Genomic DNA, 14,625 nt, shown 5'->3' with positions numbered 1-14,625 from the left:
ACGGCCCTTGTCATCGGAGAAGTAGCCAAGGCCAACACGCCCCGGTTTCGGCACTATGCCGGTGATGAGTGTTGACAGCCATTCGCGCGCACCCTCGCCGCTGACCTTGAAGCGCGAGAAGCCCGGCAGGTCGAGAATCCCAACGGCATCGCGCACGGCATGGCACTCCTCCCGGATACGCTGATGCCATGGTCCGTTGCGCGCGAAGCTCTGGGTTGATTTCTCAGAAGTATCGTCGCCCGGCTGCGCATACCAGTTGGCTCGTTCCCAACCATTATAGGCGCCGAACTGACCGCCGAGCTTGGCGATGCGATCATGGATTGGCGACAGCTTCTTGTTGCGCCCCGCCGGCCACGTGTGGCGGGGAAAATGGATGGCGTATTCGTGACCGTAGACCTCAAGCCCCTTGGCGACGCAATAGTCATGATCGGCAAAGGCCGTGAAACGGCGCGGATCGCAAGACCACATATCCCATTCGGTCGCGCCGTCCGTCACCCATTCGGCCAGCACCTTGCCTGCCCCGCCGGCCTGCGCGATCCCGAAAGTGAAGACACAAGCTTCGAATGCATTGGGCACGCCCGGCATTGGGCCAATCAGTGGGTTGCCGTCCGGCGCATAGGGAATTGGACCATTGATGACCTTCGACAGACCCGCAGTACTGAGGATCGGTACCCGGGCAATGGCGTCATTCAGATACCAGTCAAGGCGCTCCAGATCGTCCGGGAACAGCTGGAATGAGAAATCATCCGGCATCGGATCATCGCCGGTCGCCCAATGCGCACGGCAATTGCGCTCATAGGGACCGAGATTCATGCCGTTTTTTTCCTGTCTCAAGTAGTAGGACGAATCCACGTCGCGCAGCAGTGGCAGCTTATGGCCATTTTCCCGCGACCAGGCGGCGATTTCGGGGATTTCGTCAAAGAGCAGATATTGATGGCTCATCACCATCATCGGTACGTCGCGGCCGAACAGCTTGCCGATCTCCTGCGCCCGGTACCCGGCGGCGTTGACCACATATTCGCAGCGGATTTCGCCTTGCGGTGTGGAGATGACCCACTCGTCTTTCTCACGCCGGGCACCGGTGACCGGACAGAAGCGGATGATCCTGGCGCCCATGTCGCGTGCACCCTTGGCGAGCGCCTGCGTCAACTGTGCCGGATCGATATCGCCATCGTTGGGATCGTATAGCGCTCCTTCAAGCTCATGCGTCGCGATGAACGGGTAACGACCGTTGATCTCATCGACGCCAAGAACGTCAATATCCATGCCCTGGTAGCGGCCCATGCTCTTGACCCGCTGGAACTCGCGCATGCGCTCTTTCGTGTGGGCAAGGCGCAGCGAGCCGGTGACGTGGTAGTTCATCGGGTAGTCGACTTCAGCAGCGAGACCGCGATAAAGTTGCGCGGAATAGCGCTGCATGTTCATCACCGACCAGGACGCCGAGAAGGTCGGCACATTGCCGGCTGCGTGCCAGGTGGAGCCGGATGTCAACTCGTTTTTTTCGAGGAGGACGCAATCGGTCCAGCCTGCCTTGGCGAGATGATAGAGCGACGACACGCCGACCGCTCCGCCACCGATAATGACGACGCGCGCCGACGTTGGAAAATCAGACATACAAAGTCTCCCGTGGTCTCTTTCTGCAGTACGGCCGGCCGATCAGGCCCGCCCGATTTCATCGAGGTACCACTGGATGTACCGCAATTCGTTATATTCCATTGGCGCAATCGGTCCCGGCACGAAATAATGCGACCGCACACCGCGCGCCGTGTGTTCGATGATCGTCTTGTCTTCGGCCGTCGTGACCTTCCAAAGCCAGGTTAGCTTTTCGAGGTCGTAGTCCTTGCCCTCTTCTGCATCGCCGCGGACCAGCCAGATTAATTCCATCTCGCAGGTATCGACTGTCTTCGGAATGAAGCGATAGATCATGCCGTGGTCCGGGTAGCAGACGAGGAAGCTGGTACCGCCAAGGTGAATGGAGGTAACTCCACCATCGAACCCTGAAAAACGACCCATCAATGGACCTACTGGCGAACCGTCCTCGCTGCCACTCGACACGCCATCATACAGCGCATAGCGGAATGTGTGGATTGCCTCCTGGCCGTGGGCCGAATTCTGCCAGTTGTCACCGGTCGCAATGTCGATGCCGAGAGCGCAGGTGCGCTGTTCCATCCGCGCATTGAGTTCGACAATCTTTTCGGCCGGCTGTTCCAGCGCATGCGTTTGCGAATATTCAGGATGAGCCGGACCGCAGTGATAGCATTCAACGTAATTTTCGACCGCCAGCTTCCAGTTGGCATCGACGGGATAGGTTTGGCGGTGCGCAACCTTGGCATCCGCCCAGCCATATTGCCCGCAAGTCGTACGAAGCGACTGTTCGATGATGGAGAAATCCAGCGGTTCATCGGCAAAGCAGATGAAGATTAAGCCTTCCGCCACCCGCACATGCAGCTTCTTCAAACCATGGCCGCTCCGGTCAAAATCCTTCGGCATCAGCCGTGCCGCCCGCAGGCTGCCATCATTGGCATAAGTCCAGGCATGATACGGGCAGACGAAGAAGCGCGCATTGCCTTTCGGCTTGGTGCAGACTTCTGCACCGCGATGACGGCAAACATTCAGGAAGGCATGGATCGACCCGTCTTCGTTGCGTGAAACGATGACTGCTTCCGAATCGATCTTGAAGAGTTCGAAATCTCCGGCATTGGGGATGATGCTTGCATGACCGATGCAATGCCAATGCCGGCGGAACACCCGCTCCATGTCGCGGGCATAGACATCGGGATCCATGTAGAAGGCACGGACCAGCCCATGACCCGGCCGGTGCTCGCCAATCATGCGGTCGATCTTGTCCAGAGTCGGTGCAATTTCTGCAAATGCCTGTTCTGCACCCATGTCATTCTCCGAAAAAGATTGGTCCCGGACGCTTGTTGCGTCGCAGATTAGAATGATTCCGCATTGCGCAGCGTTCAAGCGATCGTTACTCATAAAGACATGAATTATTTTCACGCATCCTTTTGCGAGGTTCTGAAGCCATGATGTCAAAGCCTCGGATACCGCCGCTCGGCTCGTTACGGGCATTTGAGGCGTCGGCGCGTCTCTTGAGTTTTCGCCTGGCCGGCGACGAACTGGGTGTGACACAATCGGCTATAAGCCACCGCATTGCCGAGCTGGAAACCATCCTTGGTGTGAAGCTTTTCGAGCGATTGCCCCGCGGCGTATCACTAACCGATGCGGGGACCCTCTATTACCCCTATATGCGCGATGCTTTCGAAAAGATCGCGCGTGGAACGGCATTGATCAATCGGATCGGCACGACCGATGATCTGGCGCTCGAAACCTATGCGACCTTTGCCATACGCTGGCTCATCCCTCGCCTCACCGATTTCCGTAAGGTCAACCCCAACCTCGCTATTCGCATCGGTACCAGCCAGCTTGATTGGGAGCTCAATATCGACAGTTCCGACATCGGGATTATCCACACAACGCGGCCGGAGCGGATGAACCTGCATTACCGGCTTCTGGTCAAAGCCGAAATGTGCCCGGTCTGCAGCCCGCAGGTCGCGGCGCGGATCGACAGCGATTCCGGCGTGAAAGCCTTGAACAAAGTGCCACGTCTTGCGCTTTACACCGCCCCTGAAGATTGGGGCACATGGCTTGAGGCCACTGGGATGGCCGATACGGGCCAGGCGGTGACGCTGAAATTCGATACCTATCTTGCCGCGCTGCAATCGGCGCTTGATGGCCAGGGGCTAGCCGTTGCGCCAGATTTTCTGGTAGCCGACGATCTCAAAGCGGGGCGGCTGGTTGCGCCCTTCCCGCTCAAAGTGCCGCAGCCCGGCGCCTGGTATATGATTTGCCGCAAGGAGCGGGTTGGCGAAGCCAGAATCCGGCAATTCGAACGCTGGCTCGTGGAACAGTTCGGCGGAGCAGCTATTTCTTCTTGATGCCGATTGCCCGGCCGACACGGGCTGGTATCGGCAGTTTCGAGTGCGCTTGCTTGTAGAATTCGAGCTTCGGCAGCACGTCTTCCGGGAACGGACTAACCTTCGGACCGCTCATATCGACATGAAGCGACAACACCTCTGCTGTCGCAGCTATCCATCCATCCGTGTGCACGATCTCGTTATAGGTGTGCAGGCGCTTGCCATCGAAATCGATCAGCTGGCTGGTCACGGTCACCACATCGTTGAGGTGAATTTCCTGCACGTAACAAATATGCACCTCAGCCGTATAGATTGTCAGCTTGCGCTCAGCGGCATATTTCGGTCCAAAGCCGAGTTCGGCAAGGAACTCGTCGCCGCCACGGTCGAACACAACATTGTAATAGGCCATGTTCAGATGGCCATTGTAGTCGATCCATTCCTTCTCGATGGCGATCGGCGCGGAATGGTACAATTGTCCTTCTGTATTAGACATGGCTAGGCTCCTGGCTGGAATGGCGCGATCGTCCCGATCGGCGGCAGTTGAAACATGGATGGCGATGCTATCGCTTTGTCAAAAGCGACTCTCAATGGACAGGTCGGAACGCGCTCGGTGGCTTTCCCTCGAAACTCCGGAACGTTCGGGTGAAGGCGGCCGCTGATGAAAACCCGGTGCGCGCGGCAATATCGGCGAGCGGCGATTTTGTATCCGTAATCAGCCGCCGCGCCACTTTCAACCGCAGGCGCAGGTAATAGCGGCCCGGTCCTTCGCCCACGGCTCTCGAAAATATTTTCTCGAGGCTGCGCGCGCTCAGGCCGCAGCGCTTGGCAATCGCACCAACGGTCAATGGCGTGTCGATATGACTTTCCATCAGCCGAATGGCACCCGCCAGTTTCGGGTGCACATCATCGAGCCGCCCTAGGGAAACAAGCGGCTGCGCGTCGTTTGACGCATGTGCCTCGTCATAGATAAAGACGCTCGCCACATCGAGCGCCACGGACATGCCATAGCGCGACCGGATCAGGTGCAGCATGAGATCGAAGGTTGGTGAAGCACCGCCGCTGGTGAAGACGGGCCCATCGATGACGTAGCGATCTGGCCGGATATCGGCATCGGGAAACTCGGCCATGAACTCCTCCATATCCTCCCAGTGCGTCGTCGCTTTGCGACCCGACAATAGGCCAGCACGCCCAAGCAACCAGGAGCCTGCCTCGATGCCGCCGATGATCTGGTAATTGTGAACCGCCCGACGCAGGTTTGCCGTGAACGTGGTACGGGCGATATCCGACGTACCAAAACCCCCAATAACCAGAAGCATATCACCTTTTTCTGATGCATCGAATGAACCAGAAACAGCGATCGGCAGGCCGCAGGTAGTCATTGTCGGTTCGCCATCGAGCGAGACAATTCGCCATTTGAACAAATTGCCGCCGGATACGCGATTGGCGGCGCGCATCGGATCGATGGTTGAGGCCACACACATGAGCGAGGCCCCGCTGAAGACGAGAACAGTCACGTCCAGCGTTTTGGTATTCGGCAAAAAGAGTGGCGAAGTTTCGCTATTCATCAATTTCAATTCGTATATTGCAAAGCATCGCTTGGCAATCGGGGCATGATCACATCCAACAAAATAATGGGAGCACTGCTATGGGACTTACCCCCAATCGCGAAGTATTCATTACCTGCGCCGTGACAGGTGCGGGCGACACCACCGGCCGTTCAGATAAGGTTCCGGTCACGCCAGGCCAGATCGCCGATGAATGTATTGCGGCCGCCAATGCCGGCGCCGCCATCGCGCATATTCACGTTCGTGATCCGAAAACCGGCAAGGGCTCGCGCGACATCGCGCTCTATACAGAAGTGGTCGAGCGCATCAAAGCGTCGGGCGTTGACATGGTGCTGAACCTGACCGCCGGCATGGGAGGCGACCTCACGCTCGGCAGCGTTGAGCAGCCCATGCCACCCTCACAAAATGGCACGGACATGGCCGGCGCCACCGAGCGTCTGGAACATGTGGCAAAGCTTCGCCCCGAGATTTGCACGCTCGACTGCGGCACCATGAATTTCGGCGAAGGCGACTATGTGATGACCAACACGCCCGCCATGCTGAAAGCAATGGCAGCGCAGATACAGGCGCTTGGCGTACGTCCGGAAGTTGAAATCTTCGATACCGGCCATCTGCTGCTTGCAAAATGGCTCTACGATCAGAAGCTGCTGGACGATCCGGTCATGGTGCAGCTCTGCATGGGTATTCCATGGGGTGCACCGGACGATATCGGCACACTACTGGCGCTCACCAACAACCTGCCATCCAATTGGACGTTCTCGGCTTTCTCGATCGGCCGCAATCAGATGCCCTATGCTGCGATGGCGATGCTGGCGGGCGGCAATATCCGCGTCGGCCTCGAAGACAATATCTGGCTCGACAAAGGCGTTCTAGCTACCAACGGCCCATTGGTTGAACGGGCAGTAAAAGTTGCTGAAGGCATGGGTGCTAAGATTCTCGGACCCCAAGAGGTCCGCGAGCGCATGAAACTGACGAAGGGCTGGTGAGATCATGGCAGGTATTGGCAAGGCTGCAGCTGTCGGCGGCGGTGTTATCGGCGCGGGCTGGGTCGCCCGCCTGATCCTCAACGGCATCGACGTGTCAATCTTCGATCCTGATCCGGAAGCCGAGCGCAAGGTCAGCGAGGTGATGAAAAACGCCCGCCGCGCCTACAAGACCATGCTGCCGGATGGCCTGCCGAAGGAAGGCAAGCTGACATTCGCCAAGTCCATTGAGGAGGCCGTAGCCGACGCCGATTTTATCCAGGAAAGCGTGCCTGAACGGCTCGATCTAAAGCACAAGGTGCTGGCGGAGATCGACAAGCACGCCGCAGTTGATGCGATCGTTGGCTCGTCGACCTCGGGCATCCTGCCCTCCGACATGCAGACCGCGATGAAGCATCCGGAGCGGCTGGTCGTCGGCCATCCCTATAACCCGGTCTATCTTCTGCCGCTGGTCGAGATCGTTGGCGGTAAGCAGACGTCACCGGAAGCCGTCGAAAAGGCGCGCGAACTCTATGCTTCGATCGGCATGAAGCCGGTGGTGATCCGCAAGGAAATCGAAGCCTTCGTTGGTGACCGTCTGCTTGAAGCCGTTTGGCGCGAGTCGTTGTGGCTGATCAAGGACGACATCACAACTGTCGAGGAACTCGACGATATCATGCGCTATTCGTTCGGTATTCGCTGGGCGCAGATGGGCATGTTCCAAGTCTACCGCGTCGCCGGCGGTGAAGCCGGCATGCGCCACTTCATTGCCCAGTTCGGTCCGTGCCTTTCGTGGCCGTGGACCAAGCTGATGGATGTGCCGGAACTGACGGACGAACTGGTCGACAAGATCGCCAACCAGTCCGACAAGCAGGCGCACGGCCTATCGATCCGCGAGCTTGAACGCATCCGCGATGACAACCTCGTTGCGATCATGGAAGCCCTCTCCCGTCAAAACAAGGGTAAAGGTTGGGGCGCTGGCGCACTCTACAAGGACTACACCAAGCGCTTGTCGAAATTGGCACAGAAGCCAGCCACATCGAAGGCGGCCGAGAAGGCAAAAAACAGCAAGCCAAAGAAAAAGAAAGGCTAACGCCATGGATTTCGGTCTTTCGGAGGAGCAAAGGCTGATCGTGGAGACGACACGGTCATTTGTTGAGAACGAACTCTATCCCCACGAAGCAGAGGTGGAACGCACGGGTGTTCTGCGGAAGGAATTAGCCGACGAACTGAAGCAGAAGGCTATTGAAGCCGGCCTCTATGCCGCCAACATGCCGGAATCGGTCGGCGGCGCCGGTCTCGATACCGTGACGTGGCTGCTCTATGAGAAGGAACTTGGTCGCGCCAATTATGCGCTGCACTGGACCTGTGTCGGAAGACCATCAAACATCTTGCTCGCCGGGACGGACGCGCAGAAGGAAAAATACCTCTACCCCTGTATCCGTGGAGAGAAATCCGACTGCCTCGCCATGACGGAGCCGGGTGCCGGTTCCGACCTGCGCGGAATGAAGGCGACAGCCGTGGAAAAAGGCGGAGACTGGGTCGTCAACGGCACGAAGCATTTCATCAGTCATGCGCTGGAAGCGGATTTCGTCATCCTCTTCGTGGCATCGGGCGAGGAAGATACGCCGCGCGGCAAGAAAAAGAAAATCACCGCCTTCTTCGTCGACAAAGGTCATCCTGGCATGACCATTCGTGAAGGCTATCGCAACGTCTCGCATCGCGGCTACACCAATGCGATCGTCGAATTCGATGATTGCCGCCTGCCGCAGGACGCGATCCTCGGCGAAGTGCACAAGGGCTTCGAAGTCGCCAACACCTGGCTTGGCGCAACCCGCCTGCAAGTGGCTGCGACTTGCCTTGGCCGCGCCGAACGCGCGCTTGGTCATGCCATTGAATATGCGGCACAGCGCGAACAGTTCGGCCAGCAGATCGGCAAATTCCAGGGCATATCCTTCAAACTTGCGGATATGGCCACGGAGCTGAAAGCTGCCGACCTGCTTACCTTCGAAGCGGGCTGGAAGTTCGATCAGGGTACTGTGACCGATCAGGACATGGCGATGGCCAAGCTCAAGGCGACCGAAATGCTGGCTTTCGTCGCCGACGAAGCCATCCAGATTCACGGTGGCATGGGCCTGATGGACGATCTTCCGCTGGAACGTATCTGGCGCGATGCCCGTGTCGAGCGCATCTGGGAGGGCACGTCCGAAATCCAGCGGCACATCATTTCCCGTGCCCTGCTGCGCCCGCATGGCGCGTAGCGGAGCATTCGATGGCATCGCATAAACTCGATCGTCTGCTACGACCGAAAACCATTGCTGTCTTCGGTGGCCTCCAGGCCACTGAAGTCATCAAGCAATCACAGAAAATGGGGTTTGCCGGCGAAATCTGGCCGGTCCATCCCAAGCATGACGAAATATTGGGCCTCAAGGTCTATCGCTCGGTCGCCGATCTGCCCGGCAGCCCCGATGCGGCTTTTGTCGGAGTGAACCGCTTTCTCACGCTAGATATTGTTCGTGATCTGCGCGAGGCGCGTGCTGGTGTGGCCGTATGCTACGCCTCCGGCTTCCTTGAGGCCGGCGCGGACGATGCTGATGGCGCCAGGCTACAAGATGAATTGGTGGAAGCCGCAGGTGACATGCCGATCATCGGGCCGAATTGCTACGGCCTGATCAATTATTGCGATGGCGCTTTGCTCTGGCCAGATCAGCATGGCGGACGCCGACTAGGATCGGGTGAGCGCGGCGTCGCCATTATCACCCAATCCTCCAACATCGCCATCAACATGACGATGCAGACACGCGGACTGCCCATTGCCCATGTGATGACGGCGGGCAATCAGGCGCAGACCGGGCTGCCCGACATGGCAATCGCCCTGCTCGAGGACGAGCGCGTAACGGCGCTGGGGCTCCACATCGAAGCTTTTCAGTCAGCCGCGAAATTCGAGGCATTGGCGAAACGTGCCCGCGAACTCGGCAAGCCTATCGTTGCCATGAAGGTTGGACGCTCAGCGCAGGCGCGCGCGGCTACAGTTTCGCATACGGCGTCGCTGGCAGGATCGGACGCAGCGTCCGATGCATTCCTGAAGCGGCTCGGTATTGCCCGAGTCAACTCGATTGCCTCTTTCCTCGAAACGCTGAAGCTCCTGCACGTGCATGGGCCGCTCGATGGCAACACCCTTTGCTCCATGAGCTGCTCTGGCGGCGAAGCTTCGGTGATGGCGGACAGCGCAGAGGGCCGAAATGTCAGCTTCCCAGCCCTGACACCCGAGCATCGCGCTCGCGTGAAGTCTACACTTGGTCCGCTTGTCGCCGTCGCCAACCCGCTCGATTACCACACCTTCATCTGGAACAATGAACCGGCACTGACGGAAACGTTCACAGCCATGGTGTCGGGTGGCTTTTCGCTCAGCTGCCTCGTTCTTGATTTCCCGCGCAAGGACCGCTGCTCGGACGTGGATTGGTGGGCGACGGTGCGCGGCTTCGAAGGTGCATTGACGACCAACCGGGCCAAAGGCGCTATCGTTGCTTCATTGCCGGAGAACATCCCGGAAGAATACATGACCGGACTTATGTCTCGGGGCATCGCTCCGCTTTGTGGTATCACCGAAGCATTCGATGCGGCGGAAGCCGCGGCATTCATCGGCAAGGCCTGGAACAAGCCCGTCGCTTCACCCGTCGCGTCACCCGAGCAGGTGATCGAGGCTGATGCGAACACGCCAGACGAAGCCGAGGCGAAAGTCATCCTCAAGAGGTCCGGGTTGCCGGTGCCGGACGGACGCCGTTGCACAACATCCGTTGGGTCTGTCGCGGTTGCCGAACATCTTGGCTATCCGGTCGCGCTCAAGGCGCTGGGTATTGCCCACAAGTCCGAACACAATGCGGTGCGGCTCAACCTGAGAGATGCCGGCGCGGTTCGGTCCGCAGCGGATGATCTCGCCGGTCTGGGATCAGGTCTTTATATCGAACGAATGGTAACGGGAACCGTCGCCGAGCTTATCGTCGGCATCACCGACGATCCGCAATTCGGGCCTGTCATGACGCTTGGTACAGGCGGTGTGCTGGTGGAACTATTGCATGACACGGTGACGATCCTCCTGCCTTCCAGCCGCGAGGACATCGAGGCCGCCTTGCGCTCATTGCGCATGTTCCTTCTCCTCGACGGCTATCGCGGCAAGCCTAAAGCCGATCTTGAAGCGGCACTAGATGCAATCATGAGTATCGCTACCTTCGCCGTGAACAATGCCGGCAGAATTGCCGAACTTGATATCAACCCGCTGCTGGTCGGCGGCAAGGGACAAGGCGCCTGGATTGCCGATGCGCTGCTGGTGACAAAGGGAGAGCTGAAATGAGCGATATAATCAGGACGCGGCGCGAAGGCGGCATTCTCGAAGTCACGCTGGATCGGCCGAAGGCTAATGCGATCGACCTGACGACAAGCAGGCTCATGGGCGAGACTTTCAAGAAATTCCGCGACGATCCCGAATTGCGCGTTGCCATCATGCAAACGGAGGGTGACAAGTTTTTCTGCGCCGGCTGGGACCTGAAAGCTGCAGCAGGCGGCGATGCTGTCGATGGCGACTACGGCGTCGGCGGGTTCGGAGGACTGCAGGAACTGCTCGACCTTAACAAGCCGGTTATCGCGGCGGTCAACGGGATGGCCGTCGGCGGCGGCTTCGAACTCGCGCTCTCCTGCGATCTTATCTATGCCTCCGATCATTCGAGCTTTGCGTTGCCGGAAATCCGTGCCGGAACATTGGCCGATGCGGCCACCGTCAAGCTCCCCAAGCGCATCCCCTATCATGTCGCCATGGACCTGCTGTTGACCGGGCGGTGGATGGACGTTGCCGAGGCGCATCGTTGGGGTCTGGTCAACGAGGTCCTGCCGAAGGACAAATTGATGGCGCGGGTCTGGGAGATTGCGCGGATGCTGGAAAGCGGTCCGCCACTGGTTTTCGCTGCCATCAAGGAAGTAGCTCGCGAAGCCGAAAGCATGGGCTTCCAGGAGGCCATGAACTGGATTACCAAGCGCAAATTCCGTACTGTGGATACACTCTACGCTTCCGAAGACGGGCAGGAAGGTTTCAAGGCCTTTGCGGAAAAGCGTGATCCCGTGTGGAAAGGTAAATGACAACCGACTATTCCATCCTGATCGACGAGGAAACCTGGGCTTTCATTGAACGCACCAACGGTTTCTACCCGCCTGATGCTGTCGGTCTTTCGGTCGCGCAGCAGCGCGATGTCTACGACACCATGTGCCGTGCATTCTTCGCCGGCTATCCGGAATCGGTGTCGTCGGCTGATCGCTTCATTGATACCCGCGACCGCAAGATACCAATCCGCGTCTACCAAAAACGCGACAGCGATCCTGAAGCCGTCTGCCTCTATTTTCACGGCGGCGGCTTTGTCGTTGGCGGGCTCGACAGCCATGATGATGTGTGTGCGGAAATCTGCGAGGCCACAGGCTTTCGCGTCATCTCCGCAGATTACAGGCTCGCACCCGAACATTTGCACCCCTCCCCCTTCAGGGATTGTCTTGCAGCTTTCGAATATGTGGCTTCGACGTCTGATCTTCCCATTGTTCTGTGTGGCGATAGCGCCGGGGGCAATCTCGCAGCTGCGGTCTCGCACCATGTGCGTCGACACGAGCATGCTCCGATCGGTCAGGTGCTGATCTATCCGGGACTGGGCGGGTCGGCCGGTGAAGGCTCTTACGTGACCCATGCGGAAGCGCCGATGCTGACGACGCGCGACACGCTGTACTATGCCAATATCAGAGGTGGCGGGTTCAACTGGTCGACTGACCCGCGTTTTGCCCCTTTGAATGACACCGATTTCAGCGGATTGCCGGATACAATCGTCATCTCAGCCGAATGCGATCCTCTATCGGATGACGGGAAGCACTATCGCGACAAGATCCTGGCAGCGGGCGGCAAGGCGATCTGGAACAACGAACCAGGTCTAGTGCACGCCTATTTGCGTGCGCGCCACAGTGTGGAACGAGCCCGCTCGAGCTTCCGGCGAATTGTCACCGCCGTGCATCTACTCGGCCAGGGCCGCTGGCCGGGCCAGCTCTAGTTTCCGGCACTTGCCATGCGCCGGTTCTTCACGGCGCCCTCCAGCCAGCCCAGCTCCATTTCCGGAACCGATGACAGCAGCAAATCCGTATAGGCATCGAATGGCGGCTTGAGCACCTGTGATTTTGAACCATAGCGCACCACTTCACCGCGATACATGACGGCGATGGAATCGGCGATCGATTTCACCGTGGCGAGATCGTGGGTGATGAAGAGGTAGGCGACATTCTCGTCCTTCTGCAAATCCAGGAGCAGTTTCAGAATGCCGTCGGCGACCAGAGGATCAAGGGCACTCGTGACTTCGTCGCAAATGATCAGCTTCGGCTTTGCCGCAAGCGCCCTTGCAATACAGACGCGCTGTTTCTGGCCGCCTGAAAGCTCGGCCGGGTAACGGTCGACAAAGCCTTTGCCCATCTCGATCTTTTCGAGAAGTTCGGCGATACGGGTGTCACGCTCCTTGCCCTTCATGCCGAAATAGAATTCGAGCGGTCGGCCGATGATGGTGCCGATAGTCTGGCGCGGATTCATGGCGGTATCGGCCATCTGGTAGATCATCTGCAGTTCGCGCAGGTCGTTGCGCGTACGGTTGGCGAGGCGGGGCGACAAGTTCCGCTTGTCGAAGGTGATGCTCCCTTCCATCGGTGGCAACAGCCCGGTGATCGCGCGAGCGAGTGTGGATTTTCCCGAACCGGACTCACCAACAACGGCCAGCGTCTGGCCAAGGTGGATATCCACCGAAACGTTCTTCAGCACCTTCACCAGACCGCCGCCATAGGCCGCCGTAACATTCTTTACGGATAGGATCGGCGCATCGGCCGGGTTATTTTCCTCGTGCGGAATGTGGTGCACCGAGACTAGTTGTTTGGTGTATTGCTCGCGCGGTTGCTTGATAATGTGGTGCGTATCGCCATATTCAACCTGCTTTCCATGCCGCAGCACGAGGATGTCATCCGCCACCTGCGCAACCACCGCGAGATCGTGGGTGATGTAAAGCGCAGCCACATTCGTGTCGCGAATGGCGTCCTTAATCGAGGCGAGCACATCAATCTGCGTGGTCACATCAAGCGCCGTCGTCGGCTCGTCAAACACGATCAGATCGGGTTCCGAACACAGCGCCATGGCAGTCATAGCGCGTTGCAGCTGGCCGCCGGAAACCTGATGCGGATAGCGCTGACCGAAGGTTTCCGGATTGGGCAGGCCGAGTTTCTTGAACAAGCCGATGGCGCGCTTTTCCGCTTCTGCCTTCGAGCAGATCTTGTGCAGGAGCGCTGCTTCGATCACCTGATCCATCAGCTGGCGCGCCGGGTTGAATGCAGCCGCGGCCGACTGAGCAACGTAGCAAACCTCCCTTCCCCGTATCTGACGCAGAAGTTTTGGACCTCCCTTGAGAAGATCGCGTCCGTTCAGCACAACTTCGCCGCCGGTGATCCGCACGCCGCCACGCCCGTAGCACATGCTGGACAAGCCGATGGTTGATTTACCGGCTCCGGATTCGCCGATAAGCCCGAGCACCTTTCCGCGTTCAACCTTGACGGAAACGTTGTCGACAATAACCACATTACGCGGGGGCTCGCCGGGCGGATAGCTGGTCGCTTCTATGCGCAGATTGCGAATGTCGAGCAGGAGGCCGGATCTGTCGACTGGACGTTTTGCCATTAGCCGCGCCCTCCCTTGAGGCTGGTGGTACGGTTCAGGATCCAGTCAGCGACCAGATTGACGGAAATCGCAAGTACCGCGATCGCCGCCGCGGGAATGAGCGCTGCCGGAATACCGAAGACGATGCCTTCCTTGTTTTCCTTGACCATGCCACCCCAATCCGCGTCCGGCGGTTGAACACCAAGACCGAGGAATGAAAGTGCCGACAGGAAGAGAACTGCAAAGATAAACCGCAGGCCAAGTTCGGCAATTAGCGGTGTCAGTGCGTTGGGAAGAATTTCGCGAAAGATGATCCACATACGGCCCTCGCCGCGCAGCTTTGCCGCCTCGACGAAATCCATGACATTAATATCGACGGCGACGGCGCGGGCGAGCCGGTAGACGCGGGTGGCGTCGAGCAGACCCATGACCAGAATAAGCGTGACTACATTTGTGGGAAGCACCGA

13 protein-coding genes are annotated in these 14,625 nt (G+C 58.5%); 7 read left to right on the top strand and 6 right to left on the bottom strand.

Features of this window, described 5'->3' with window-relative positions; genetic code table 11:
* A partial coding sequence (locus tag AAAC48_RS00095) for an FAD-dependent oxidoreductase (protein ID WP_340652211.1) occupies window positions 1-1,614 on the bottom strand: 1,614 nt, incomplete at its 3' end.
* A gap of 42 nt (window positions 1,615-1,656) precedes the next feature.
* Window positions 1,657-2,889 (bottom strand): aromatic ring-hydroxylating dioxygenase subunit alpha, encoded by a 1,233-nt coding sequence (locus AAAC48_RS00090; protein ID WP_340652210.1) that lies wholly within the window; start codon window positions 2,887-2,889, stop codon window positions 1,657-1,659.
* A gap of 140 nt (window positions 2,890-3,029) precedes the next feature.
* On the opposite strand from AAAC48_RS00090, the gene AAAC48_RS00085 reads away from it, so the two are divergent.
* The gene (locus AAAC48_RS00085) at window positions 3,030-3,941 is read left to right on the top strand and encodes a LysR substrate-binding domain-containing protein (protein ID WP_340652209.1); all 912 of its coding nucleotides are present in this window, start codon (window positions 3,030-3,032) and stop codon (window positions 3,939-3,941) included.
* Here AAAC48_RS00085 and AAAC48_RS00080 read toward each other — a convergent pair.
* A complete protein-coding gene (locus AAAC48_RS00080) occupies window positions 3,928-4,413 on the bottom strand; it encodes a thioesterase family protein (RefSeq protein ID WP_340652208.1) in 486 nt (161 codons plus the stop codon). The genes AAAC48_RS00085 and AAAC48_RS00080 overlap by 14 nt on opposite strands.
* 91 nt (window positions 4,414-4,504) lie before the next feature.
* The gene (locus AAAC48_RS00075; RefSeq protein ID WP_340652207.1) at window positions 4,505-5,485 is read right to left on the bottom strand and encodes a GlxA family transcriptional regulator; all 981 of its coding nucleotides are present in this window, start codon (window positions 5,483-5,485) and stop codon (window positions 4,505-4,507) included.
* A gap of 80 nt (window positions 5,486-5,565) precedes the next feature.
* Between AAAC48_RS00075 and AAAC48_RS00070 the strand changes: the two genes are divergently transcribed.
* The 6 genes from AAAC48_RS00070 to AAAC48_RS00045 are packed head-to-tail and all read left to right on the top strand — an operon-like array spanning window position 5,566 to window position 12,524.
* Window positions 5,566-6,471, top strand: coding sequence for a 3-keto-5-aminohexanoate cleavage protein (locus AAAC48_RS00070; protein ID WP_340652206.1), 906 nt, complete (start codon window positions 5,566-5,568; stop codon window positions 6,469-6,471).
* 4 nt (window positions 6,472-6,475) lie between these two features.
* Window positions 6,476-7,540: a carnitine 3-dehydrogenase gene (locus tag AAAC48_RS00065; RefSeq protein WP_340652205.1), complete on the top strand. Its 1,065-nt coding sequence runs from the start codon at window positions 6,476-6,478 to the stop codon at window positions 7,538-7,540.
* Window positions 7,541-7,544: 4 nt separating this feature from the next.
* Window positions 7,545-8,708: an acyl-CoA dehydrogenase family protein gene (locus AAAC48_RS00060; protein ID WP_340652204.1), complete on the top strand. Its 1,164-nt coding sequence runs from the start codon at window positions 7,545-7,547 to the stop codon at window positions 8,706-8,708.
* Between the two features lie 11 nt (window positions 8,709-8,719).
* Window positions 8,720-10,798, top strand: a complete 2,079-nt coding sequence (locus AAAC48_RS00055; protein ID WP_340652203.1) for an acetate--CoA ligase family protein — start codon at window positions 8,720-8,722, stop codon at window positions 10,796-10,798.
* Window positions 10,795-11,577 (top strand): carnitinyl-CoA dehydratase, encoded by a 783-nt coding sequence (locus tag AAAC48_RS00050; RefSeq protein WP_340652202.1) that lies wholly within the window; start codon window positions 10,795-10,797, stop codon window positions 11,575-11,577. Before AAAC48_RS00055 ends, AAAC48_RS00050 begins: the two co-directional genes overlap by 4 nt.
* A complete protein-coding gene (locus AAAC48_RS00045) occupies window positions 11,574-12,524 on the top strand; it encodes an alpha/beta hydrolase (RefSeq protein WP_340652201.1) in 951 nt (316 codons plus the stop codon). The genes AAAC48_RS00050 and AAAC48_RS00045 overlap by 4 nt, the downstream gene beginning before the upstream one ends.
* Here the strand turns inward: AAAC48_RS00045 and AAAC48_RS00040 are convergent.
* Together AAAC48_RS00040 and AAAC48_RS00035 are read right to left on the bottom strand one after the other, a co-directional pair.
* On the bottom strand, window positions 12,521-14,179 hold the full coding sequence (locus AAAC48_RS00040; protein ID WP_340652200.1) for an ABC transporter ATP-binding protein: 1,659 nt from the start codon (window positions 14,177-14,179) through the stop codon (window positions 12,521-12,523). The two genes, AAAC48_RS00045 and AAAC48_RS00040, sit on opposite strands and share 4 nt — an antisense overlap.
* A partial coding sequence (locus AAAC48_RS00035; protein WP_340652199.1) for an ABC transporter permease subunit occupies window positions 14,179-14,625 on the bottom strand: 447 nt, incomplete at its 5' end. The genes AAAC48_RS00035 and AAAC48_RS00040, both read right to left, overlap by 1 nt.

It is taken from the genome of Phyllobacterium sp., assembly GCF_037994405.1.
Taxonomy (GTDB): domain Bacteria; phylum Pseudomonadota; class Alphaproteobacteria; order Rhizobiales; family Rhizobiaceae; genus Phyllobacterium.
This window is presented reverse-complemented; position numbering and strand designations above follow the sequence as displayed.